Source organism: Lysinibacillus sp. UGB7 (assembly GCF_049058285.1).
Classification (GTDB): Bacteria; Bacillota; Bacilli; order Bacillales_A; family Planococcaceae; genus Lysinibacillus; species Lysinibacillus sphaericus_B.
Window position 1 is genome coordinate 35,336 of the sequence record NZ_JBMGUV010000019.1, and the last position, 25,767, is coordinate 61,102.

The 25,767-nt window shown below is 35.4% G+C and carries 22 protein-coding genes and 1 pseudogene; 6 read left to right on the forward strand and 17 right to left on the reverse strand.

What is annotated here, in order from left to right:
* Position 1: 1 nt before the first annotated feature.
* From ACOMCU_RS17075 to ACOMCU_RS17100, 6 genes are all read right to left on the reverse strand, one after another.
* Positions 2-2,005 (reverse strand): putative bifunctional diguanylate cyclase/phosphodiesterase, encoded by a 2,004-nt coding sequence (locus tag ACOMCU_RS17075; RefSeq protein ID WP_421050819.1) that lies wholly within the window; start codon positions 2,003-2,005, stop codon positions 2-4.
* A 54-nt stretch (positions 2,006-2,059) separates the two neighbouring features.
* Positions 2,060-4,216, reverse strand: coding sequence for an RNA degradosome polyphosphate kinase (locus ACOMCU_RS17080; protein ID WP_421050820.1), 2,157 nt, complete (start codon positions 4,214-4,216; stop codon positions 2,060-2,062).
* A complete protein-coding gene (locus tag ACOMCU_RS17085) occupies positions 4,206-5,759 on the reverse strand; it encodes a Ppx/GppA family phosphatase (protein WP_421050821.1) in 1,554 nt (517 codons plus the stop codon). The genes ACOMCU_RS17080 and ACOMCU_RS17085 overlap by 11 nt, the downstream gene beginning before the upstream one ends.
* 172 nt (positions 5,760-5,931) lie before the next feature.
* Positions 5,932-6,834 carry a chemotaxis protein gene (locus ACOMCU_RS17090; RefSeq protein WP_010858205.1) on the reverse strand — a complete coding sequence of 301 codons (903 nt, stop codon included), beginning with the start codon at positions 6,832-6,834 and terminating at the stop codon, positions 5,932-5,934.
* A 68-nt stretch (positions 6,835-6,902) separates the two neighbouring features.
* Complete coding sequence (locus ACOMCU_RS17095; protein ID WP_421050823.1) at positions 6,903-8,225, reverse strand: MFS transporter; 1,323 nt, start codon at positions 8,223-8,225, stop codon at positions 6,903-6,905.
* A gap of 371 nt (positions 8,226-8,596) precedes the next feature.
* Complete coding sequence (locus ACOMCU_RS17100; RefSeq protein WP_010858203.1) at positions 8,597-8,914, reverse strand: winged helix-turn-helix transcriptional regulator; 318 nt, start codon at positions 8,912-8,914, stop codon at positions 8,597-8,599.
* Positions 8,915-9,070: 156 nt separating this feature from the next.
* Between ACOMCU_RS17100 and ACOMCU_RS17105 the strand changes: the two genes are divergently transcribed.
* Complete coding sequence (locus tag ACOMCU_RS17105) at positions 9,071-9,463, forward strand: DoxX family protein (RefSeq protein WP_010858202.1); 393 nt, start codon at positions 9,071-9,073, stop codon at positions 9,461-9,463.
* Between the two features lie 195 nt (positions 9,464-9,658).
* Here the strand turns inward: ACOMCU_RS17105 and ACOMCU_RS17110 are convergent, their stop codons facing one another.
* From ACOMCU_RS17110 to ACOMCU_RS17120, 3 genes are all read right to left on the reverse strand, one after another.
* Positions 9,659-10,525, reverse strand: a complete 867-nt coding sequence (locus tag ACOMCU_RS17110; RefSeq protein ID WP_421050826.1) for an NAD(P)-dependent oxidoreductase — start codon at positions 10,523-10,525, stop codon at positions 9,659-9,661.
* A gap of 313 nt (positions 10,526-10,838) precedes the next feature.
* Positions 10,839-11,033, reverse strand: a complete 195-nt coding sequence (locus ACOMCU_RS17115; protein WP_010858200.1) for an aspartyl-phosphate phosphatase Spo0E family protein — start codon at positions 11,031-11,033, stop codon at positions 10,839-10,841.
* 93 nt (positions 11,034-11,126) lie between these two features.
* Positions 11,127-11,315 (reverse strand): hypothetical protein, encoded by a 189-nt coding sequence (locus ACOMCU_RS17120; RefSeq protein WP_421050827.1) that lies wholly within the window; start codon positions 11,313-11,315, stop codon positions 11,127-11,129.
* 125 nt (positions 11,316-11,440) lie between these two features.
* On the opposite strand from ACOMCU_RS17120, the gene ACOMCU_RS17125 reads away from it, so the two are divergent.
* The 3 genes from ACOMCU_RS17125 to ACOMCU_RS17135 all read left to right on the forward strand — a co-directional run bounded on the left by ACOMCU_RS17125 (position 11,441) and on the right by ACOMCU_RS17135 (position 13,067).
* A complete protein-coding gene (locus tag ACOMCU_RS17125; protein WP_010858198.1) occupies positions 11,441-11,629 on the forward strand; it encodes a YkvS family protein in 189 nt (62 codons plus the stop codon).
* Positions 11,630-11,709: 80 nt separating this feature from the next.
* A complete protein-coding gene (locus tag ACOMCU_RS17130; RefSeq protein ID WP_010858197.1) occupies positions 11,710-12,327 on the forward strand; it encodes a CPBP family intramembrane glutamic endopeptidase in 618 nt (205 codons plus the stop codon).
* A 62-nt stretch (positions 12,328-12,389) separates the two neighbouring features.
* The gene (locus ACOMCU_RS17135) at positions 12,390-13,067 is read left to right on the forward strand and encodes a hypothetical protein (protein WP_421050828.1); all 678 of its coding nucleotides are present in this window, start codon (positions 12,390-12,392) and stop codon (positions 13,065-13,067) included.
* 221 nt (positions 13,068-13,288) lie between these two features.
* Here ACOMCU_RS17135 and ACOMCU_RS17140 read toward each other — a convergent pair whose 3' ends face one another.
* Together ACOMCU_RS17140 and ACOMCU_RS17145 are read right to left on the reverse strand one after the other, a co-directional pair.
* Positions 13,289-13,735, reverse strand: coding sequence for a MarR family winged helix-turn-helix transcriptional regulator (locus ACOMCU_RS17140; RefSeq protein ID WP_010858195.1), 447 nt, complete (start codon positions 13,733-13,735; stop codon positions 13,289-13,291).
* A gap of 116 nt (positions 13,736-13,851) precedes the next feature.
* Positions 13,852-15,294: a PAS domain-containing sensor histidine kinase gene (locus ACOMCU_RS17145; RefSeq protein WP_421050829.1), complete on the reverse strand. Its 1,443-nt coding sequence runs from the start codon at positions 15,292-15,294 to the stop codon at positions 13,852-13,854.
* Between the two features lie 235 nt (positions 15,295-15,529).
* On the opposite strand from ACOMCU_RS17145, the gene ACOMCU_RS17150 reads away from it, so the two are divergent.
* Positions 15,530-17,269 (forward strand): B12-binding domain-containing radical SAM protein, encoded by a 1,740-nt coding sequence (locus ACOMCU_RS17150; RefSeq protein ID WP_421050830.1) that lies wholly within the window; start codon positions 15,530-15,532, stop codon positions 17,267-17,269.
* Between the two features lie 774 nt (positions 17,270-18,043).
* Here the strand turns inward: ACOMCU_RS17150 and ACOMCU_RS17155 are convergent.
* The 3 genes and pseudogenes from ACOMCU_RS17155 to ACOMCU_RS17165 all read right to left on the reverse strand — a co-directional run bounded on the left by ACOMCU_RS17155 (position 18,044) and on the right by ACOMCU_RS17165 (position 21,092).
* A complete protein-coding gene (locus ACOMCU_RS17155; RefSeq protein WP_421050831.1) occupies positions 18,044-18,331 on the reverse strand; it encodes a hypothetical protein in 288 nt (95 codons plus the stop codon).
* A 482-nt stretch (positions 18,332-18,813) separates the two neighbouring features.
* A pseudogene (locus ACOMCU_RS17160) lies at positions 18,814-19,794 on the reverse strand (phosphatidylinositol-specific phospholipase C domain-containing protein); the annotation flags it as partial.
* Positions 19,795-20,783: 989 nt separating this feature from the next.
* The gene (locus tag ACOMCU_RS17165; RefSeq protein WP_080647633.1) at positions 20,784-21,092 is read right to left on the reverse strand and encodes a RusA family crossover junction endodeoxyribonuclease; all 309 of its coding nucleotides are present in this window, start codon (positions 21,090-21,092) and stop codon (positions 20,784-20,786) included.
* Positions 21,093-21,193: 101 nt separating this feature from the next.
* Between ACOMCU_RS17165 and ACOMCU_RS17170 the strand changes: the two genes are divergently transcribed.
* Entirely contained in the window at positions 21,194-21,514 is a 321-nt protein-coding gene (locus ACOMCU_RS17170; RefSeq protein WP_421050832.1) for a tyrosine-type recombinase/integrase, read from the forward strand.
* Positions 21,515-21,760: 246 nt separating this feature from the next.
* Here the strand turns inward: ACOMCU_RS17170 and ACOMCU_RS17175 are convergent, their stop codons facing one another.
* From ACOMCU_RS17175 to ACOMCU_RS17185, 3 genes are all read right to left on the reverse strand, one after another.
* Positions 21,761-23,116, reverse strand: coding sequence for a TrkH family potassium uptake protein (locus tag ACOMCU_RS17175; RefSeq protein WP_010858188.1), 1,356 nt, complete (start codon positions 23,114-23,116; stop codon positions 21,761-21,763).
* A gap of 300 nt (positions 23,117-23,416) precedes the next feature.
* Complete coding sequence (locus ACOMCU_RS17180; protein WP_010858187.1) at positions 23,417-24,181, reverse strand: TerC family protein; 765 nt, start codon at positions 24,179-24,181, stop codon at positions 23,417-23,419.
* 498 nt (positions 24,182-24,679) lie between these two features.
* The gene (locus ACOMCU_RS17185) at positions 24,680-25,765 is read right to left on the reverse strand and encodes an SDR family oxidoreductase (RefSeq protein WP_421050833.1); all 1,086 of its coding nucleotides are present in this window, start codon (positions 25,763-25,765) and stop codon (positions 24,680-24,682) included.
* Positions 25,766-25,767: the final 2 nt, after the last annotated feature.

Here is a 25,767-nt window from a genome sequence, read left to right on the forward strand (position 1 = left end):
TTTAACTGACAAAATATTTTTTTACTATAGATTCAACGGGCAATGGCTTGTTATATAAATAGCCCTGTCCTTTTTGACAATGATGACGTTTTAAAAAGGCAACTTGTGAAGGTTCTTCAATGCCCTCTGCAATCACCTCAAGTCCTAAATTATGAGACATTGAAATAATAGCCTTAATTATCGCTTCGTTTTTATCATCTTTTTCAATGTCGGCAATAAACGATTGATCTATTTTAATAATATCAATTGGATAACGTTTTAAATAACTAAGTGATGAATAACCTGTGCCAAAATCATCCACTGAAACAAAAACGCCTAACTGCTTCAATTCCGTTAAAATGGAAAACGTTTCATGGACATTTGTCATTGAGCTTTCCGTAATTTCTACTTCTATTAATTCCGGTGAGACATTATACTTCTTCAAAGCTGCTTTAATTTTCCGTGCAAAGTTTTCTTTTCTAAATTGCTTAGGTGAAATATTAATAGCAATACGCACAGGTCGATAGCCTTTCATATGCCACTCTTTTTGATAGCGACATACCTCATCAATAATCCAATCACCTATCTCTATTATTAAGCCAGATGCTTCTGCAATAGGAATAAACTGTGCAGGTGAAACAAAGCCAAATTTACGATTATTCCACCGTAATAACGCTTCGAAGCTATTTATACTATTATTATTTAAATCCATTTGAGGCTGTAAATGAATGCTCAACTCATTAAATTCAATAGCTCGGCGTAAATGCGCCTCCATCAATGCCTCATTAGGGAAAACTGTTGTCATATCTTCTCGATAATAACGGAAATGTGAACGTCCATGCTCTTTAACTGAAAATAGTGCTTGATCTGCTTTTCTGACAAGTGTTTCTAAATCTTTTCCATCCGCTGGGCTAAGTGAGATACCAATGGATACGCTAATAAAGTATTCCTGACCATCAATCATGAATGGTTGTTTTAACACCTCTAAAATTGAATTCGCAATATGCTCAATTTTGTTGATTGATGCATCTTTTAAGATGAAAATAAATTCATCACTATTATAGCGATAAAGTGAGCACTTTGAGTGGCAAAGCTCACTCAGTCTTTGGCTAAACTTGCGCATAAGCTCATCGCCTTTCCCTTCACCAAGGGATTCATTGAATTTTTTAAAACGATCTATGTCCACTAAAATAAGGGCGACCTGCCTATTGCCATTCTTCTTGTCGTTCAAATGATGTAGCCAGTGTTCCTTAAACGCCTTACGATTCCAAATACCAGTTAATTCATCCATTAGTGCAAGGTAATAAAAAGCCTCTTGTTCATTCATAAACGAATCTGCATCTTTTACAAATAGATGCACGCCTACTATTTCACCATGATAATATGTTGGATGCGTACGTAAATAAAATGGTTCGTTACTCAACAATTGACCATGGAATAAGCATTTTGGCATGCTATATGCAGAACCCTTGATAGTTTTTGAAAATAACAATTTAAATTCGTTTAAATACTTGCTTTCTAATAATGAAAAAATATCTAATCCGACCAGGCAGTTTTCTTTTGGTAAGAGGGAGGTAGCAGCAATATTTTGATGAATAATACGCCCTTGTAAATCTGTCGTTAACACAGGACTTACATGCTGTTCAACAAATTGCAGATAGCGCTTCGTGTCGTTCTGTTCTTCACGTAGTATTATAGCGACAATTTCGTCGTCTATTCGTTGCACACTAACTGCAAATGTTTTTAATTGGCGCCCCGTATAGAGTTCCACCGTTCGAACAACATTAAGCTCCTGTTGTAAAATAGTTAATATTTGCTGCCAGCCTTGCTCTGTAAAAAAACAGTTCGCTTTGATGGCTTTTGCATCCTGTAGCTCAATAAAAGACGGTAGTTTATCATTATAATCGACGATATCATATGCTTCTGTATTCACTTTACTTAAGCATACTACTGCATCAAATGGATTGAGCTGTGTCACTTGATGATAGCTGGCAAATTGCGCTACATTCACTTTATTTTTTTTCATTATATCCCTCACTAAGTAGCGTGTTTACTCTATTCAATATCTAAAAAATGTAAATTATTCTTCGTCTAGCGTCGGCTTGAGTGCATCCTTTAAAAAAATCTCCTGACTATTAATGGGGTCCTCACTACGGTCAAACTCCTTATAATGATATTTTCCATTCGAGTCTTGGATACGTGCTTTGGCTGTATCCTCTAATTGTTTGTTCATAATGTCAATAATACGGGCTTTTGCTTCACTTGCATATACAGGGAATAAAATTTCAACACGCTTAATCATATTACGTGTCATCATATCCGCTGAAGATAGATAAACTTTGTTGTCCCCATTGTGGTGGAACCAATAAATACGTGAGTGCTCAAGGAAGCGCCCAACAATACTTGTTACGGTTATATTATCACTAATCCCTGGAATGCCAGGTCGAATACAGCAAATGCCTCGAATAATGAGCTCTACCTTCACCCCCGCAATCGATGCCTCATATAACTTCATCATTAGATCCTTATCCGTTAATGAATTCATTTTTGCACGGATAAAACCATTTCCGTATTTATTATGGCAAGCAATCTCCTCATCCATTAATCGAATAAATTCATCTCGAATATCAAATGGTGCCACAACTAAATGGTTGAAAATCGGCTTTTCAGTATATCCGCTTAAATAGTTAAAGAAATTGGTCGCATCAATACCAAATTCCTTATCTGAAGTAATGATGCCCATATCTGTATAAATTTTTGCAGTTGCATCATTATAATTTCCTGTACCGAGATGCACAAAGCGTTCTATTTTACCGTTACGACGGCTGACAACAAGTGTTATTTTGGAGTGCGTCTTTAAATTGTTCATACCATAAATGACTAAGCACCCAGCTTGTTCAAGTTGCTTCGCCCAATGTACATTATTTTCTTCATCGAAACGTGCCTTTAGTTCTACTAAAACAGTCACCTGCTTACCATTTTCCGCTGCTAGCTTTAATGCCTGGATAATTGGGGAATTACCACTAACACGGTACAAAGTTTGTTTTATCGCTAATACGTTTGGATTGACGGCTGCCTCCGCGATAAAATCGACAATTGGTACAAATGACTCGTATGGATGATGGAAGAAAATATCCTGTTGCAATGCTTTTTCAAAAATATTTTCATCTGATTGTAAATCCAATGGTGGTTGTGGGATAAAACTTTCGTACTCTAAATGCTCACGCCCTACAGCAATCCCTTTTACAAACGAGAACATAAAAGTTAAATCTAAAGGCCCATCAATATGGAAAACATCCGTTCCTTCAATTTCAAATTCCTCTAGTAAGTAAGCAAGTACCTCTTCATTCATTTCACCTACACGCACCTCTAGACGACTGCCCACACCCCATTTGCGTTTCTTCAACTCTTTTTCTATTTCCACCAATAGGTCACGTGCACCTTCTTCGTGAATCGTTAAATCTGCATTACGCGTTAAACGGAAAGCCTGTGCCGACTTCACACTATAGCCGTAGAATAGTTTGTCAATATGCGCTACAATGACATCCTCAAGTAACACAACAACCGTTTCTCCCTCCAATGAAGGTACTTTAATATAACGATCCAAGACAGATGGTACTTGCACAATCGCTACTCTTTCACGATTTTCAGAATCCGATTCATCTTGTTCTAATAATACGAGTAAATTTAATGTCTTACCTAATAGTGTAGGAAAAGGACGATACGCATCAACCGCTACTGGCGTTAGAACAGGGAAGATTGTTTCAGCAAACATTTCATTGATGAACGCCTTTTGCGTACTTGTTAAGTCCTTCATGTCTGCTATATGTACATTATGTTGTGGTAATAAATCATAAATTAGGTGTCGATATACTTCCGTTTGTCGTCTTACTAACGCTTGCGTGCGCTCGGCTATCTTTGCTAATTGCTCCTTTGGCGTTAAACCTGATTTATTTTCAGGCTTATGAAAACCAGCACGGACCTGATCTTGAAGACCTGCTACACGCACCATGAAAAATTCATCTAAATTTGAACTAAATATCGCCAAAAATTTCAAGCGTTCTAGCAGAGGATTATTTACATCCTCCGCTTCTTCTAAAACACGCTCATTGAAAGCAAGCCAACTCAATTCTCGGTTATTATAATATTGAGGCTTTGCAATTTCCTCCAGTAATCGGTTATGTGTTTCTGAATGTTCTTCTTCGTGTAAGCGATCGTTCGTTACTTCAGTTGTCATTATTTTTCCACCCTTCTTCAATAAAGTTAACTTTGATAGGTATCTTTAATGTGCGCTCTAGATGCTTTTTATGTCGATTCGCTTGATATTTTTCAGCGGCCGCATTATTTTTCACATAAACGTCGAGTTGTGCAAAACCGTCACCTTTATGCATCTCAATTGCATGGACAATATTGCGTTTTGACACATTTAATGAATAGACAAACTTTAAAAGTGCACCAAGATCACGTATTTTTCGATATTCTTCACGACTCATCCATTCTGTAAATGGCGTAGCGAATCGCTGATAATAATCTTTATTTTTATACGAAGCCAAAAGTGCTAATTTTACACGTTCTTTGTGGTTCAAACCATCGATAGACTGATTGGCAATTAAATAAAAAGTATGTTGGCTAGCAGAGCTTAATTCTATATATTCGCCAATATTAAAGAACATGGCGGCTTTTCTGAATAATTGCAAGTCCATAGCGTCAAATTGCAAATAACTTAAATGGCAACATTCACGGTACAATTGATCTGCTAAAAGCATTAAATAATCAACTTCTGCCCCGGTGCGTCCATACTGTCTTGCTAGCCTTCTTGCGTTTCCCTCAAATACATTGTATTTATCAAAAGCACTCTCATCAGTTTGTAAAATACGGTGAATAATAAGTCCTTCACGTAGACCTTTTTTCGTTAACTGGAACACATCACTGCCTACAACTTCCATTAGTACACGGAATACTTCTAATGCCGGCACAATAATATCCGCACGATCAGTGGATAGTCCATCTAACTGTTTCAATTCAGTAAAGCTTAAATTCCCTAAAAACAAACTTAGCTTATCTAAATCCTGCTTTGGTATTTCATAGCCGTGCACACTAGCGATAGGATATTCACACTGTTGTTGATGAATTTGGGCGATGTTTCGCGCACTACCACCAATTGCAATTACCGGCAATCCAACCTGTTGAATCCAAGGAAGCGATGTGAACTGCTCCTTCACAAACGCAACGAGCTCTTTTTTTTCACTGCTGTTCAATATGTCACCTTTAACGAAACGCTGCTTTAGAGATACTGTACCGAAAGGAAAACTGTAGGTTTTTTTTAGCTGCTTATTTTCGAAAAGTGTTATTTCCGTACTACCACCACCAATATCAATGGTCACTGCAGATTGCGTTCCTATGGAATGTACTACAGCAACATAGCCGTAGTAAGCCTCTTCTTCCTCGGACAACAACTCAATTTGAATGCCTGTCCGCTCCTGCATTAAAGTAATAATCTTCTCTCTATTCGTAGCCTGGCGAATTGCCGCAGTGGCAGCAGCTTTTACATCGACAACTTCAAAATCATCGAGCATCGCTTTAAAGGTTAACAAAGTTTCTGTAAGGACCTGAATGCCCTCGTCAGACATTTCACCTGACGGCTGCAAATATGTACGCAAACGAGCAACCGTTTTAATATTGCCAAGCTCTCGAAGTCCCTCTTCTTTATCATATTGATAAAGGACTAATCGAATGGTATTCGAGCCAATATCAATAATAGCCATTTTCAAACCATCCAAATAATACACTTCCTTTACGCCGAAAAATCATCCTTGTCTTATTAGCATGTGTTAGCAATACCATGATTTATACAAAAAAGTCGGAACCTAAAAGGTATCCGACTTTCTTTTGTTTATTAATATACTTTCAGGATACCCATTATTAAAATTGTGAAGTATCTTTTCTCCAACTCTATACGATGAGTTGATCTACGCGTAAAATAAGCTCTGCAATTTCTGGTTTACTAATTTGGTCCTCTGCCCCAACCTGGTCACCTTTATGACGGAGGTCATCTGTAATTAAACTTGAGAAGATGATAACAGGCAGCTTTTGCAAGTCTGGGTGCTCTTTAATTTTACGTGTTAAATGATGGCCATCCATTTGTGGCATTTCAATATCTGTTACAACTAATTGAATATGCTCCGTAACATCATTTCCACTTTTCGTAAGTGATTCTAAGTAATCATAAGCATCACGGCCATTTTCGAAAAACTCGACATTCACATAGCCTGCTTCATTCATCGTATCGAATAATAATTTACGTAATAAAGGTGAATCCTCAGCGATTAAAATACGCTTTTCTGAGCGATCGCGTTTACCAAGTTTTTTCACAGATTCGACACTAATACCAGAATCAGGATTGATATCCACCATAATTTTTTCAAAATCAAGTAATAGAATCATTTGTTCATTTTGCTTAATGACACCGATTACCTGTGAAGTCCCACCCTGATACATATCTGATGGTTTTTCAATTTGATCCCATGAAATACGATGAATTTGCGTTACGTTATCTACATGGAATACAACGCGTTGTTTATTAAACTCCGCAACAATATATTTTTGTTGCGGATTACGTACTGCATTTTGAATGCCCAACACTCGCAGCATATCAACAACCGGTAATACCTCACCTCGTAATTGAATAATTCCTTCTACATGCGGGTGCGCGTGTGGAATAAATGTTACTTGAATTGGTTGAATAATTTCTTTCACTTTAATAACATTAATACCGAATTTATTGTTAGCTACTTCAAATTCAACGATCTCTAGCTCATTTGTGCCACTTTCTAATAAGATGCCTTTATGTTCCAAAGCAACCCCGCTCCTTTCTGTTCAACTTCTATTAATAATTCAATTGTATCATAGGCGATACATTTCTCCTACTTGCTATTTCCATTATTATCATTAACTTTTAAATGAACCAGTAGACCAATTACCGTCATCACAATTAATGTGGATAATGCAACGCGGCTTGCTAAGGTACCATAGTCCCTCATCCATAATGTGATCGTTCCATAGATAGCTGGTCCTATTATTGAAGATACTTTACCCGAAAAAGCAAATAATCCGAAAAATTGGCCACGCTTGTCATTAGGTGATAGCTCTATAATATACGTTCTAGAAGTTACCCACATGGAGCCTAACGATATACCAAACAAGCTACCAGCAATCCAAAACATCCATTGTTCCGTAGCAAATACGGCAAAGAATAAAGCAATAATCATGATGAGGGCTACCATAGTAATTGCTCGTTTGGCTCCTATCGCTTTTGTAATGTAGCCAAATACGAGTGAGCCAATAATTGTAGAGACCGTAGACACTAAATAGAGAATAATAAATTGACCGGAAGTAAAGCCAACGATTGTTGTAGCATAAACAGCCATCATTGCAATAGTTGTAGCAATAGCATCATTTATAAAGAAATAAGCAATCATAAAAGTAAAAATTGCTTTATATTGTTTCATATCCTTAAAAGTTTGGATAATTTCCTTATAGCCATCGATAAACTTAATTGTTTTACGTCGCGCTTTTGGAATTGGCGTATCTTTATTAATAAAAAATAATGGCAATGAAAATAATAAATACAAAATCGCCGTTGGAATAAAAGCACGATGGAAATCACTGCTGCCAACATATAAATAAACGAGTAACCCAAAAATTGTACCTAAATAACCTATCGCCACTCCATAGCCAGAAATAAGTGGCATTTCAGCTTTTGAACCTAAGTCACCCATCATGGAATCATAGAATACGAGACTTGAATTAAAAAAGAATTTCGCAATTACGAAACTGGCAACTACTAAAAATAAACTAAGTGGTACGCCTGAAAAATTTGTTGTCCAATCTGAATTCGCAAAAATACCCATCATAAAGGTAAAGAAAATAGAAATAGATGCAAACCATACGATAAATCTTTTTTTATAACCGGTATTATCAATCCATACCCCAAATAATGGTGAAAACACCACAAGGAAAAAACTTGCTAAGGCATTTGCATAAGAAATGAATGTACTGGCCACTTGCTGCATCACTTCATTCGTCCCTAACACTTCATCCATGTAGAATGGGAAAAAAATTGTATTTATATTAGAAGAAAATATTGTATTAGCAAAATCATAAAATGCCCAAGACATTATTGGCAGTGATAAATAAAGTGCTAGCTGACTGCGATGCTGTGCTTCTCCTGCTGGCCTCTGCTTCATTAAACCCCTCCTTTTCTTTTCTTATAATATTAAATTAATTCCATGCTGTATTAAAAAATACCTTTTGTTTAAATAAAATTAATATTATTTACAATATATATTGTGAACTGAAAGACAGATATAACATCACATCTGACCAGCATGGTTATGCAAAGGACTGGTGCGGATTTCACATTTAAGAACGCCTTTTAACATTTATACAATATAGGAGCTACCTAAAAAGCGCTTCAAACAATAGCACACTAAAAACTTTAAGCCTATTGTTTTTAACTTTGGAACAGCCTCCCCAAAAATACATTTAAATATTTCATGATAATGAATGTACTCATTAAAAAAGATATCCAAGCCCCCTCGCTCGGATATCCATTGCACTAATCTTCTGAATCCACCCACATAGCAGACCATTGTTCAATAGCTTTAAGAACTGGCGCGAGTGCATATCCTTTTTCTGTCAGCCCATACTCAATCACTACGGGGGTTGATGGAATAACTGTACGTATTACGATATGCTCGATCTCTAATTCTTTTAATCGCTCCGTTAACACACGACTGCTAATATTCAAGTTATTTTTAATGCTTGAGAATCGTTGAGGACCTTCTAATAATTGATATATAAGCAACGTGTTCCAACGATGATTTAATATTTTCAGTGCCTTTTCAAATCGTGGACAAATTTTTTTTTGCTCCAATTTAGCTGCCTCCAATATATTTTTACCTATTTAAGAGTATATCATTTTTGCCATGGTCAGTTACAAAAATAAAATTTAGTTACTTGACAAAAGTTGTTTTTAAAAATAAACTAAGTTACGAAATGTAAGTAAAAGAATAAGAGGAGTTGTTACACTATGCAAAATATCGGATCAACTATTTTACGTGTCGTACTGGGTATCATTTTTGCAGTTCATGGTTTTCAAAAGTTTCAAGGAGGTATCGGATTCACAGCTGATTATTTTGATGTGATTGGTATACCTGGTTTCATGGCTTATATTGTTGCCATTATAGAACTAGTCGGAGGAGCAGCAATTATTTTAGGTTTAGGTACAAGAATTTTTGGCGCTTTACTGACAGTGACAATGATTGTTGCCATTTTTACTGCAAAACTTAGCGTGGGCTTTATCGGTGCAGACGGCTTAGCTGGTTATGAATTAGATTTAGCTTTAGGTGCAATGGCCTTATACTTTGCGCTTGCTGGGGCATCAAGTTATTCTTTAGACGCAAAACTTTTTGAAAAAGAGTAATGCATTCGCAACTCGCTATTTTCTGTGTGGTAGTGAGTAGCAGCTTATTATAGATGAAAACCCGAAGTATCCATCTTTCTTAAAAAGATGATTACTTCGGGTTTTCTAATTTTAGATTTCAATTTTTAAAGCGTACTCAATAATATACATTATTTCTCTATGGTGACATTACACAAATTACTTTCATACAAATATTTATCGATAAGCCTTAATTAGCGTCTGTGTACCTTTGTCACCATAACCTGCTTCAATTAACTTTTCGTACATGTCATACGCAAGAGCTAAACCTGGTAACACAATACCCATGTTCTTTGCTTCATCTAAAGCGATTTTCATATCCTTCAAAAAATGCTTAATGTAAAAGCCTGGAGCATAGTCTTCCTTAATCATACGTGGCGCCAGATTGCTTAAAGACCATGATCCGGCAGCTCCTGAAGAAATCGACTCTAATACTGTTGGCAAATCAAGTCCAGCCTTTAAACCGTAAGCTAATGCCTCACACACACCAATCATACCAGAAGAAATAACGATTTGATTGCACATTTTTGCATGCTGTCCGGCACCTGCTTCACCTTGATAAACAATATTTGCTCCAAAATGACTCATAACGGATAAGACATTATTGAATGTAGCCTGATTTCCTCCAACCATAATCGACAATGTACCATTCTGAGCACCTACATCTCCACCAGAAACGGGTGCATCTAATGCCTCGACTTTCATCGTCTGTGCATGTGCATATATTTTTTTTGCAAGAGTCGGCTCTGAGGTTGTCATATCAATGACGATATTACCAGCCTCGGCTGTTTGGAATAGACCATTGTCACCAAAGTAAACTTCTTCAACATCTGCCGGGTAACCAACCATTGTAAGTGCAATATCCTTATCTTTAAATGCCTCGGCAGGTGAACTTGCCCAACTTGCGCCTAATACCAAAAGTGGCTGTGCTTTTTCTTTCGTCCGTGTATAAACTGAAACTTCATGACCATTTTGTAATAGATGCTTGATGATGCTAGCCCCCATAACACCAGCACCAATAAATGCAATACGTTCTTTTCCCATATGTAACTACTCCTTTGTTATAAAAGCTATTCGACAAATTCCCGGATCCGATACAATTCATATTACTTGTCGCTCTGAGAACAATGATTAGCCTTTTATATGTGTTTCCAGCGTAGTTGAATTAGTGCAATAATTCAAACTCTTCATATGTCTTGTACTAAAATTTCCGCGTATTGCATATATACCGAATAAGCAAAAAAAAGAGAGCAGGTGATGGGTTATCACTGCTCTAAAGGGGGAAATGAGAATGTTGCTGTGTTCAATTATAATTATTCCCCAATAACTGCTTTTTAAACATCTTTTTTAAAAGTTTTTACTCTGAATACTGAAACAAATCATCATGATCTTCATTTTCTTCAAATGCTGTCTGTCTATAGTAAGTATTCATTAACTGATCTAATCTGCGACTCAGTTGAATGGTTTTTGCATTTTGTAACCCGTTTTCTACACCGGAGCGAATCATCATCTCACGAGTTTGTTCCATTTGTTTCAAGAGTAGATTGACCATTCATACAACCCTCCAACATACAAATAATCATACCATTATTATACATTTATATTTCATTTCTTACAGCATTAACTTCCGACAATGTTCGACAAATTAACTTCTAGGTATTTCCAAATAAGTATAGATTACGCGCCCATTTTGTTGTGCATCTCCTCTATAATGTTTAAAGAAAGGATGATTTACTAGTACTTCTCGAAATTCATAAAACTCGTCCTTATCAATTTCGATACTGTTTATTTCCCCATTTTGTAATTGCTTAAGCATAAGTTCATATTTATCCATTTTTACTATTCCCTTCTTATTTCTTATTTTGTGTAATATATTATGAATTATTCAAAAAAAGCTTTACGTTTCCCTTTTTTTCATGCAAACTGTATATTATTAGTCGATGAAGGAGCTGACTGTCTGTGAAAATAGCTGAAGTTGGAAATATTATCGAGTTTAAAAATGGTTTACAAGGTATTGTTGAAAAAGTAAATGAAAATTCGGTGATCGTTGATTTAACATATATGGAGAATTTTGATTCCCTGGAAATTGAAGAGAAAACGGTCATCAACCATAAACGCTACAAAATTTTAAATGCAAGTGAAGCCTAATAGTCTGAATAGTCCCTTTTTGTCTTAATAGATGATAAGGGACTTTTTTTTTGATAATATTAAAGTATGGAGGTCGGATTATGCTTACAAATTCGAAACAAACAATAATACTTCTCCTTTCTTTATTATTCGTTTATGGCATGCTTGCCTTTACATTTGCTAACCCGGCTGTGTTTTGGTACTTATATGCATTCACCTTGCTCGTATGCATTGCCATCGCTATTCTTGCCGGTAAAATTGAAGATCAGATACCTACTTGGCAATTTTTACTTTTTGGTATTGGATACGGCACAATCACATACGGCATAATACGTTTTGGTTATTGGCTCGCACCATATATTAATGACCAGTTAGTCAAATCCGTACAAAAGTTTTTAACGGTTTATGGTCCACAAAATATTTGGCATTACATTTTACTTGTATTCATTGTAGCCATTGGTGAAGAATTATTTTGGCGTGGTTATGTACAACAACAGATGAAACGCTTTATGCGCCCTAGCTTTGCTGTACTTGTAACAGCATTTTTATGCGCCATTTCCATCGCATTAAGTGGCTTTATGCTTGGGATGGTTGCTTCACTTGTCACAAGTCTAATTTGGGGCTTCTTATATGAATGGCGTAAAAGTATGCCGCTAGTGATTGTCGCTCATGTCGTTTTTGTACTATTATTGTTTTTGGTGTTACCTTTAACATCATAACAAAAAATTTAGGAAACATTTTATCTTTTACCAACGTTTAATATAGAAAAGGAGGGCTTTTCATGCAAAAAAAATTTTTTTCAATGATTGCATTATTACTAACAGCCGTTTTATTTGTGGGGTGTAATACGACAGATAAAACTGAGGAATCAGATGCTGAACAAAATGAACCAGCGAACACAGCGTCAGAACAAAAACCTACTGACAGTGGAACTGCAGACAAAGAGCAAGAAACGCCTACAACAGATGAATCAAAAACAAATGCAGAGGCTAAACCAAAACAAGAAATTAAGTACGTACAAAATGGTGAAGATAAATCAGCAACTGCAACTGAGTCAAATAGCGTTGATCAAGGCTATAAATTACAACAGCTACCAGGATTCACACTTTCACAAGAAGAACCAGGTAGAGATATGTTAGTATCAAACGAAGATGATGAAGTATTTATGCGTATTGAAACAACTACTGCTTCTGAAACAAGCTATGACGCTGTGAAAACATCTATGCAAGATTACATGAATGCAGTCGGCGAAACAGTAGCATTAACTACTGAAGAACTAGCCGCTTTCAAAGATGTTAATAACATTGACGGTTATGTTGTAGACTTTGATACAGAAAAAGTAATCGGTATTGTTTTTGAGAAAGATGGTCTTATTTCAAAAATTACAATTCATGATAATGATCAACAAGATTTAACAGCTGCAATGCTTGCAATGGCAGCTACTATCTCTAAAAAATAATATGCAGTCTTTGTAGGGTCTTAGAAGTCTTTCTAAGGCCTCTTTTTTTTACCTAGTATAATTTTATCGAATTGAACTGTTTCGCGCATTTTGGGCCCTTCTATCGGGTTAAGAGTGGATGCGACTAAATATGCCTAACGACAAATTCATTATCCATGCCATAGGGTGCTTTGCGCATACTAAAAAGAGCTGCCTCAAAAGTCTATTTGAGACAACTCTTTTTAATAAGACAAATCTTTAATCGACAAGCCTAATTTTTTTAATAATATAATGGCCTCATCTTTCTCTTCCACTGTAAGTGCACTCATCAATTTATGCAGATGCTGTTCATGCTCTGGGAACAATTCGCCCATAAACGCTTCTCCCTCAGGCGTAATTTCTGCATAGGTAACTCTGCGATCTGATGGACAAGAAACACGCAATAAAAAACCTCTTTTTTCTAGCTTATCAATTACATACGTAATAGAACCACTGGCAAGTAGTATTTTATTTCCTATTTGCTGTAGGGGTTGTCGACCTTTATGATACAGAAGCTCTAAAACCGCAAATTCTGTTGGATTTAATCCATTCGCTTGAAAAAAGTGATTGGTTGTTTCATTAATTGCTTTATGCGCACGTGATAAGACAATATATAATTTTAAAGATTGCTTTATATCTTCTGACTTCATAGCCTATTCCTCTCAATTCGCTCTTTATATGCCATTATAGCGACTTTAGAAAAGCATTGTCAAAAGCATTCATGAATTTGTATCTTGTTATTGCCTATACGAACATTATTACTTTCCTATGTTACTAAATAAGCAGAATCTTTCGTTGAAACATCTAACGAGTCAATCTGATTGAATGTGTAAAGTGGAAACTGCATATGGAAGCATGTCCCCTTCTGAATTTCACTGTTCACACCAATTACACCTTCATGCTCTTCAATCACTTTTTTCACGAAAGCAAGGCCCAGTCCTGTCCCTGTTGATTTTGTCGTGTAAAAAGGTTGAAATAGATTTTGAATCGTATTATTATCCATTCCACTGCCTTCGTCTTTAACCATCAATTCAACTAGTGCACAGTCTATAACATTCATTTCTACTGTGATCGTACCACCGTTATGCATAGATTCCATGGCATTTTTAATAAGATTCATAAATACTTGCTTTAATCGATTTTCATTGCCACCAATATACACTTGAGTCGATGAAGAAATATATTGAATCATTATTTTCTTCATAAGCGCATCAGGTAACATGAACTCGATAACTTGTTTTACAATATGATTTAACTCGATTAACTCCACTTTCATACTAGTCGGCTTGGACAATACTAAAAGCTCAGATAGAATTTGTTCCATCCGCTGTAGCTCACTATCAATTACCGATAAGTACATGCTTGATTCTTCATCTGCATTCAGCTTTAGTAGTTCTGTAAAGCCTTTTAAAGAAGTTAATGGATTACGAATTTCATGGGCTATACTTGCAGCCATTTGACCAACAACATTTAAAGCTTGTTGATGTTCAATTTTATGCTGTAATTGTTTCTTTTCAGTTTCATCATTAATAACTGTGACAATAATATTGTTGTATTCATCAAAAATGCTTGAAATTTCATAGTAGCATGTACTACTCACTTGTGTTTCGTCAACAACATGGATATTGGCATGCTTATCACCCATGAGCTTAGAAAGATAAGTTGTAATTTGTCCTTTTTTCATTGAAAATGAATCAAATATATGTTGATGAGCCTTATGCAGAAGCTGAGTCTTTTCTATTTTTAAATACATTTCAGCATACTTATTTAGCCCAAGAATAATACCGCTAGCATCACTTACAATAACAGCATACGGTAAATGATCATAAGCATTGAAAGATTGTGACTTCTCCTGCTCTTGACTAACATACAATTCATGGGCCATATCATAATTTAATGTAGCAATTTGTGCGACGATTTCTTCAGTATTTGGATCATAAAAACATTTAAAAGACATCATTTCAAAATCATTTCCAGCCGTTCGAATATTAAATATTTCTTCTGATCTTAAGTCACTTTGTAATTGGTTGACGAATTTTGCCCATTTTAAATTAGATGGCTCGTCCATTGATAAATAGCCAATATACGTTAGATTAAGGTTAAAAAGTTTAATAGCAGCCTCATTCACATTTAAAATTTTTCCTGCTTTATTAAGAATAAGTGTTGGTGACGAAGTACTTTTCATAAGATTTCCAAAACATTGATTCATATCATTTTGCTTCAACTTTCTCACCGAACCTTTCACAAGAGTAAAAAACCTCTAATTCCAAATTTGAGCCTTTACTATACTTTATGACTGCGCAATTCTATTATTACAAAATTTAGTAAATTTAAGTATTTAAAATTATTTCACGAACTGTTCACAAAATAAATAGGTAAAAAGGATTATATTGTTTGTCAGCTATTTGACTGTTACAATTAGAAGTTGAAAAGGAGATAAGTGCATGAATACTATTTTAACTACATTGAACGCAAAATATATCCACACAAATTTAGCCTTGCGTTATTTAAAAGGTGCTGCTTTACCAGAATTTAATCCAATAATTGCAGAATACACAATTAAAGACCCTGCTTTTAATATTGTATCAGATTTGTTTCAAAAAAAACCTGATATTGTAGGATTTAGTTGCTATATTTGGAATATTGAAGAAACAATCCACGTAATCAAAATGTTAAAAACAGTCTGTCCTGATGTTAAAATTTTGCTAGGTGGTCCCGAAGTTTCTTATGATTCCCATCACTGGTTACGTCGTATTGAAGAAGTCGATTTCATTGTGATGGGTGAAGGAGAAACTTCATTTAAACAATTACTACGTCACTTAAATGGAGAAATTGCTTTAGAAGATGTGCCAGGTATATGTTATTTAGAAGATGGCAAGGTACGAATTCACGCACAGGCACCGAAAATAGATTTACGTGAAATACCAAGTCCATTCCGTTTCGACGAGGATCTTCCGCATCTTAGCAAACGAATTCAATACATTGAAACAAGTCGTGGTTGTCCTTTTAGCTGTCAATTTTGTTTATCTTCTATTGAAGTAGGTGTACGCTACTTTAACCGTGAAAAAATAAAAGAAGATATTCGATTCCTAATGAACAACGGTGCTCGTACCATTAAATTTGTAGACCGCACCTTCAATATTAGCCGTAGCTATGCGATGGAAATGTTCCAATTTTTAATAGATGAGCATCAGCCAGGCGTTGTATTCCAATTTGAAATTACTGCAGATATTATGCGTCCTGAAGTCATCCAATTTTTAAATGACAACGCACCTGTAGGTTTGTTCCGCTTCGAGATTGGTGTACAGTCAACAAACGATTTAACGAATACGCTCGTGCAACGTCGTCAAAACTTTGAAAAGCTAAAACGCACCGTAACGATGGTCAAAGAAGGAGGTAAAATAGATCAGCATTTAGATTTAATCGCTGGTCTACCTGAAGAAGATTATGCAAGCTTCCGCCAAACCTTTAATGATGTTTTTGCTATGCGACCTGAGGAGTTACAGCTTGGTTTCTTGAAATTATTACGCGGTACTGGACTTCGTTTAGAGGCTGAAAAGTTTGGCTACACATATGTGGATTTATCACCCTATGAAATTTTCTCAAATAATGTATTAACCTTCGATGATATTGTTCGTATTAAGCATGCAGAGGATGTGCTAGAGAAATATTGGAACGCTCACCGCATGGATCATACGATTGAATACTTAGTGACAACAGTCTTTGAAACGCCTTTTGATTTCTTCCAAAACTTTGGGACGTATTGGGAAACAAAGGGATGGTCACGCATTGGACATCAACTTGAGGATCTATTCCAACGTTTACTTGAGTTTTTAGACACAGTTGAAAATGCTGATTTACAAATTATTCAAAGCTTAATGCAGCTTGATTATTTAAAGGCACAACAATTCCAACCACGAAAATTATGGTGGAAGGAGCGACCATCAGAGGAACAACAAAAAGCCATTTATAATGCGTTACGGGAAAATCCTGAAATTGCAGGTGATGAGTTTGCCAACTTCAAACTTTCCGAAAAAGAATTGTTCAAACATACACTTGTTATCCCGCATCACTTAGATTACCATGATTTTACAAAAGGCAAAATAATACAAAAACATGGATACTTATTAACCTACTTCCGTCATGGTCAAGCTCCATACTTTGCAACAATCCATTCACTTTAATAAGAAACGCTATTCCCATAATAAATAAAAGGAATAGCGTTTTTTTTATATGTTATTCATATATTATTCATAAACTTTACAATTCTTTAAAGCGAACATAGCTAAATATTGGTTCTAAAATTAAACCCTATCGTACTAAAAATACCTTAGTAGAGGTTTCTCAACTCTACTAAAAAAGCTTAGTGCAAAATCCTTAACGCGATAAGGTGTATATACTGTAAATAATACCCATTAAAAGAAACCACAATCGGGAATTGTGCCACAAATTATTTTAAATTTTTAGACAATTATTTGTCAAAATTAATCATCGGGGTGGTTACGCCATTATTTCTACTGCTGATTTTTTAATATACCCCTGCCACTTTCAGGTAAAAAATGAACCATAAAATGCATTTTGACCGATTAAATACAGTGAGTTATTCCCCCACTGAATTTAATCTACTTCCTAAAAGAAACAGAAAAATCATTGCAATCATTTACTTAATAATGACTATTGTTTTAGCGAGGATTCTTTTGTATTTTTTGCGTATTTCAGTAATGAAATTAATTTGTTATTTTTTTGTAAAAGATTTAATAGCTTTCGTTAAGTTTACTATAGGGTGTAAATAAGGGGGCTTCAACAATTCGGTAATGACAACATTCGACAACTTAATTGTTTTTCTAAACTATTATAATAGAAGAAAGTCACTCACCATTTATCGAATGAGCGACTTTTTATGCTCTGTATAACTTGTTCTCTTAAACCAACTTTCGGTGGTCTATTTAGTTAATAACTCATGCGATACTTTCTACTGGAAGATTATCAAAACTAAACACTTTAAACGATGTTATTCTTAGCATTCCTGTTTTAGCCTTTTCGAGATACTGAACTTTACAAGTTAAACTTGGCTCCAACCAAATCATATTGCGGTCTAGCTTTGTAATAATTTGTTTAGCTATTTGTCTAGAAGCTTCCTTTTCTTCAGGTTTAAACCCAAACTCCACATTAGCAAGTGGCTTATATTGATCGTTACTTAATTGTTTGCCCACCAACATTGTAAAAGGTTTTTCTTTATAATCCAAAATAACAACATCAGTAATTTTAAAGTATTTATATTTAACCAATTATGTGATCGGTGATTTAATCGATAAATTGAATCGCTTCGTTTGCCTATGATTTCCTCCATGTTTCGTTCGTTCTTTTGTCAACTGAGAGATGTCATTACCATGTATGGAAACCGTAACAAGTCAGTTATTTGAAGGTTAATAAAGATGATAAGCGTTTTTTTCGATTAACGAATTAGTTTCCACGTATAAGATGACATTTTGTCATTAAAATTATAAGTTGTTAAATTAAATAATTGTGCTGAATTAGTTGTATTTGTTAACGTCACACTTTTTCCTGTAAAATTACTATGCTCATATATAGTTATTTCTGTATAAGATTTTAATAAAATGGATGATACTTGATCATTCCATTTAGAATGGGGAAGATTAGTAAAATCGATTCCCTCTCCATCTATATGCTCAAATAAATGTGGCTCATCCGTTGGTGGATATCGAAAATTAGCACGTATAATCTCTTCATACAGTTTCGGATCCCATCTATCACCTATATAGTCCATAATGATCCACCCAGCTTTTGTATCAAGATTCTTTAAATGATCTAATCTCACCTTAGCCGCAGAAATGCTGTTCAAGTAGGACGCATAATAATATGGACTACTCCAAGCCGTACCACCAGAAGACAAACTCGTAAAATTTATATGAATGTGATTTGGGTTATCCTTATTCAATACTGTCTCTTTTAGCATACTATCAATTGCTGCTTTCTTCTCCTCATAGTTCACATTATATTTATCTTGTACCGTTATTTTCACATTACCATTTGTCGTAGAAGTAAATGTTGCATTATCTTTCCACCCAAAATTTTTAAATCCACCAGTCATCGTACTACCGGAATATCTTCTTAAGAGTACAATTTTCCCACGAGAATCCCCTAAAGTTATATTCCCTTCTGTCTTCAAGAAAATGGAATCCCCAAAATACATATTTTCAAAGGTTTTAGCAAATGACTCTTTCGCTCCTGGCATGGATTCATACTCTTCTTTTAGAGACATTATAATTGTTTCACTCGGATGACTTTTTAAAAACTCTTTAGCTTCATTAATAAATTGTTGGAGGGTTACATAAAGATAAATAGGTCCATGATGTAGAACAATTGTATTATCATCAGTTACACGTCCTCTGATGTCAAAGAATCTAACACCGTGATCCATTTGATAGCGAAAGTCATTTTCTTGAGTTTTTGCCCATACTGATTTTATAGGGTCTTCCAGTCTGAAAGTGCCACTATCATGAGTTCCTGGGATAGAAATTTCCGCTAATGTGTTAGAATTAGGTATTTCTCTCATCCATTCTGATAAATTTATATTATCTCGTTCAGAAGCTGCAAGAGAAGTTTGATGGGCACCGACCGAAGAAAAAAGCACTGTAAACAAAACACACATACTTGCTATTACGTTCTTACTTTTTAATATCACCATAATTACTATCTCCTTCACGTTTTATTCACAAAAACTACCATTCATCTACTTTTAGATGAAGTGAATATGTCAAATCACAACAAAAGCATTTATATTGTGGCCTTGTTTGATACTCATAACAACCGACATAATTGATACAATCTTTTTAATAGTTGCCCATGAAGGAGCTACATAATTAAGAAGAAACTTGTTCTTTTATAATGCTTAAACTAACTCTTAGTCTAGTGACTTAGTAAAAAATCGGAATCCCCATAATCTGCACAGTCATTTAAAATATATAAAATAAGTGAAGAATATTATTATGTACAACTTGAATAGGAGATACAGATGCCATTATTATTAGATTTTAATTGTTTTAAATAATTTATGAGAAACATAGTAGCTGTTTTCAAAAATACTATAATTACTCACCTTCACATATATTACATTTTTAACACCTCCATAAACTTATAGTTTTAGGAAATATCCTGGTAGGATATTTTTGTGTTTTCCCATAAGATAAATTTTAGATAAAGACACATTATTTAGCAAATTATACTTTAAATAAGTAATTCTATTCACAAATTATATATTTTAACTATTATTTTAGATTTTAAAATATTATAATTTGAACAAAATATGTGGAAAGCAGCAGATTAACGATTGAATTATGTTATATTTTTATCTATAATTCACAAAAAAAAAGTTCAAAAAATTGTTCGTCAATCTTCTGTGATACCTCGAGTATTTTTTGTACTCGAGGTATTTTTTGTTATTTCCCCCACCTACGCAATTTACTAATCTGTTCAAGCTCTTTTCCAATGCTTCTTAACTGCCTATATGTCTTGCAGCCTCTGCATTTTTTAGTTGGATCATAAGCTTTTCGTTTCTGGCAGCCCTTGCAATCAAAGGAGAAGATGTGCGGTTATGCTAATTAATCTTTTTTGCTCGCTGTTGTTTAACTTCCTTGCATGCATCCTCTAAGCACCCCATTCTATTGTTACCTCTGCTCACGGATTATCTGAATAAAACTTACGAGCAATCAACGCTGTTACTTGGCTATCGTCATGCCGAATTACCTTACTCAGACCGTCTTTAATGCCTTTTACTAGATTGTCTATGCCTTCTTGGCTTAGTTGTAGGTCGTAACGCGCCATTTCCAGCTTGCTGATGTTCTTTTTGCTGAATGATTTAGGTATCTTGCGATAAACATTATTGCTCAATCTTATTTCTGCCGTAAAAAGTTCATCTGGTCCTACTTGTGAGGCTACTAATCTCACGAATGATTTATAGTCTTTTGATTCTTTCGGATTATTTATTAACGAATTGTTATTTGAAAACGGTTATGCAAAAAACACACTGTAGACGGGATTTACGGTGAAATATAGCAATAATTAACAGCGCTGTAGAACCTGATAAATTGGAGAAAAATTTATTAAGAGGTATACAAATTTCAAAAGAAGAGGAAGTATTTTTAAACAAACATGGGGTTAAACAGTTATTAACTGCAATTAAAAATGAAGATGAAGATATTTTCAAACGTGGAATGGTAATAACTTTGCCTCATCAAGGATTACGTAGTGGCGAGTTATTAGGTTTATTTTGGTCAGATATTGATTTTGAAAACAAAACCCTTACAGTTAATCGGCAACGTACTTCAAAAGGTTTAGGTCCGCCAAAATCAAAATCTAGTTATCGGACGATGACTATAGAGGACGACTTAATTAATGGATTAAATTAGAAATAAGAAAATGAAATAATTAAAAACTTAGAAGCTGGAGTAGATATTAAAACTGTAAGTACAAGATTGGGCCATAAAAATATAGACATTACGGTTAACACTTACTTGCACCTTACACCTGAACACGAAAGAAATTCTTAAAAAATTCGAAGTTTACCTTAAAAACTAACCTTTAAGGGGCAAAAAGGGGGGCAATTCAAGAATACACCCCCCGCAAAAACCTTTTATACCGATGATTTAGGCTTCTTACCCAATAATGACTCTTTCCTTTGGATAGTGATAGCTTGATTTTTTTGCTCTTCCACCACCACCGAGTGTATAAAGGAAAGATATTAAACCGACTCGACCAATAAACATTAAAATAATAATAATAAATTTACCGATTACCGATAAATCTGAAGTAATTCCTAAGGACATCCCACATGTTCCGAACGCCGATGTAATTTCAAAGATAATTTGAATGAGTGTCGCGTGCGGCTCCGTAATCAGTAAAATAATTGTAGCAGTTAATACCATGAAGCAGGCCAATAAAATAACAACAAACGAGCGAAAAACATCAATTAGATGGATTTCACGTCCAAATACTTGAATATCTTCTCTCCCTCTTGCAAACGTGATTAAGAATAAAATAGCGATAGCAAAAGTCGTTGTCCGTATCCCACCTCCAACTGAGCTTGGAGAAGAACCAATAAACATTAAAAAGCTCATGAATATATCAGTGGCTTCACTAAAGGTTGTTACATCATACGTGGTAAGCCCTGCCGAACGAGTCGAAACAGAATGATACATTGCTGAAAAAATAGCCTCATGCCAAGGCATTCCCTTAAAGGAGTGGAATGACTCAAGCAGTAAAATAACAAGTGCACCTACAACAAATAAAATCGCATATGTCGAGGTCGTAATTTTGGTAAATAAACTGAATCGGAAGTTTGCATGTCTATTGAGTAAAAACGTTTTCACTTCAATCAACACTGGGAATCCGATTGCTCCACAAACAATCAGCACCATCGTTACCAGCTGCACAAAGTAGTCATTATGAAATGGCTGCAAACTCATCCCTGTAATATCAAAGCCACCGTTCGTAGTAGCAGAAATAGAGGCAAAGACACCGTGAATAAGTGCCTCCTCAAATGTATCGAAATAATTCGTAAAGTGTGCCGTTAGGATAATAGCTCCTACTAATTCAATACCAATTAAGATTTTCAATATTTCCCGAATAAGCTGGACAACACCTGATAGATTGTACTGATTATGGTCAATCATAATCAGTTGACGCTCACGCATACCAATTTTTTTTCCAACGAGCAACCAAACAAATGTACCGAGTGACATTATGCCAATCGCACCTAGCTGCAAAATGACAAGCACCATGACTAGACCGAATGTTGTGTAGGTCGCTGATATATTAACAGTCGTCAGTCCTGTCACGCTAACAGCACTCACAGCTGTAAATAAACTATCTAATAGTGAGACCTCCACACCCTCTTTATGCACACCGGGGAGTCTTAATAACAGGAAGGAAATCGCTATTGCTATAAAATAATAAGAAACAAGTACCTGAAACGGTGTCACGAGTTTATTCGATGATTTTTTCCACGGCACTTCACCAACCCCTTCCACCTCTTGATGCCAAACTTGATATTAGTATAGAAAAAATAGGAATAAAAAGAAAGGGGCTGTCCCAAAGTACTTTAAACAATAATGCCCGTCTTCCTATATAGTTAAAATCCGCTTCACTTTCGCCACATAGAACATTTGCTGCTGTCGCTCCGTTGACCCTCCGCTTTCGTCGTTAAACGATTCACAGGAGTCTACGCGGATTTTACCTTGTATCAAAAAATAACATAATAGGATACCTCTAAGCTTATTGTTTTTAATTTTGGGACAACCTCGAAAAATTATTTAGTTCGTTTTTTTATTTCGCACTCCAATTAAGTATCCGCCTAATGCTATTGCTATTAAAACAATCCAGAAGGTTAATTCCCATGCAGTTGAGTGTGGGAATTCTGCAGGTAATATCCCCACATTTTTATGTGCTAATGTTAATACAACAAGCTTCACTCCTACCCAGCCGACGATTAAAAATGCTGCCGTTTCAAGTGAAGGATAGTCATTTAAGACTTTAACAAACCATTGTGCTGCAAAACGCATCATAATGACCCCAATAAAGCCTCCAAGTAACATGACACTAAATTGCCCGCCATTGATGCCTCCTATATCAAAATCACCTAGATGCGGCAATGTCACTGCAATAGCAACGGCAGCTAGCATTGAATCAATTGCAAAAGCTATATCTGCTAATTCTACTTTAACAACAGTCATCCAAAAGCCAGAGCCCTTTTTTTTAGGTTTTCCCTCATATTCTTGCTCAGGCTCATCTTTGTGCTTTTTCAAGTCATAAATATTTTTTGCGGACATGAATAGTAAATAGGCTGCCCCAATTGCTTGGATTTGCCAATAATTCACTAATACTGTAATAACAAACAGAGCAGCGAATCGGAAAATTAATGCCCCAAATAGTCCGTAAAATAATGCTTTTTTTTGTTGTTCATGTGGTAAGTGTTTAACCATTACAGCCATCACAACTGCATTGTCTGCTGCTAATAATCCTTCTAATACTACTAGTACAATGAGTACCCAGCCATATTGTAATAATATTGCTTCCATTCAATGTGCCTCCTTAAAGCTTTATATACCCCAAATAATTTACAATCACTACACGCGCAAAAGAAAAGGAGGCTACCTGATATGCCAAATAGGATAAGTGAAACTCCAATTCGTGGGAGGTCTTCCCCCACGGATTGGTAGTTGAACCAATCGGACTTTTACGGTCAGTTGTCGACCACCTCGTTCATCCATTGTACTATTCACTATGCCCACCGCACAGAAGGAGGTGTCTCAAATGACTTTGAGACACCTCCCTTGCTAAGCAAATTATAACTGTTACTTCGCTTTTAGTGCATAAATCTCCACTATTGTGGGTTTTATATCTTCACTTAAGTCATATGCTCTCACACCCGATGGTTTTCACCGTTTTTGACGGATGTGAAACCAGATACATCGCTCGCATCTGCTAGCTACTCCCCTTTGACAAATGTCAAAGGAATTTTCTTCTGTAATGTTATTATAGCACTATCATTTATTACTGACAAAAATATCTATGCCTTATTTAATCTGTATTTGATAGCTTTCATCTTCTTTATGCACTAAATAAAAATTAACCATCATTGGCATAGTCTGTATAAAGTCAGGACATGTTATACCACCTTTTTGTAAAATAGCAACCGCTTCTGTTGTATCAAACATCGCATTCCATGTTAAATAATCTAAGGTTTCTTGCTCAACCCCTAATTTTTTTCGAATGAATGGGACTTGCAACGATTTTTTTGCAAAAATCAGCGGTAAGCGCCCCTTTGGGTAGTGATTGGTCAATAGTTTTACCATTGTTCGATATACTTCCTGTACAGGATGAGGAGTAGGGTCTGTCAAATGCAGTGTTTTCCCTTCGGCACTTTTTTCATCCATTATAAATATAGAGGCCTTTAAAATATAATCTATCGGTACGACATTTATCGTTGAATTTGAATCTCCGATATACGGAATGAATGGCAAACATTTTAATTTATCAACCATATTTAAAAAGAAATACGGCCCATCAAATTTGATTGTTTTTCCTGTTTCAGAATGCCCTCGTACAATACCAGGACGAATAATTGTTAGAGGAACCTCCGACTTTAAATCTTCCACACGATGTTCAGCCTCATACTTTGTTTCCTCATAATAATTTTTAAATGCACGTGGACGAATAAGCTCATTCTCACGTAAAACACCTTCACGCAAGCCAGCCACATACGCTGTACTAAAGTACATATAACGCTTTAAATTCGGTAGCATGCGCACAAAATCATTGACCATTGCAGTTCCATGCACATTCACCTTCCAAGCTATATCGCGGGGCACTGCTAAATCATAAATTGCCGCTAAATGCCACATCACTTCAATTTGAGGTAAAATTTCCTGTACTTGTTGATTTTCTAGACCTATATTGGGGAGCGTTATATCACCTTCTACAATCCGAATTGAGCAATTCGGAAACTCCGCTAGTATGTTATTTTTTTCTATTTCTGCTTTTAGTAATTCACCTGCTAGGACAATCGTAATGACTTCCTGTGTTTTATTTTTCCGAAATAATTCACGAATTAACTGACTTGAGATAAACCCTGGAAAACCTGTAAAAAAATGAACACCCATCT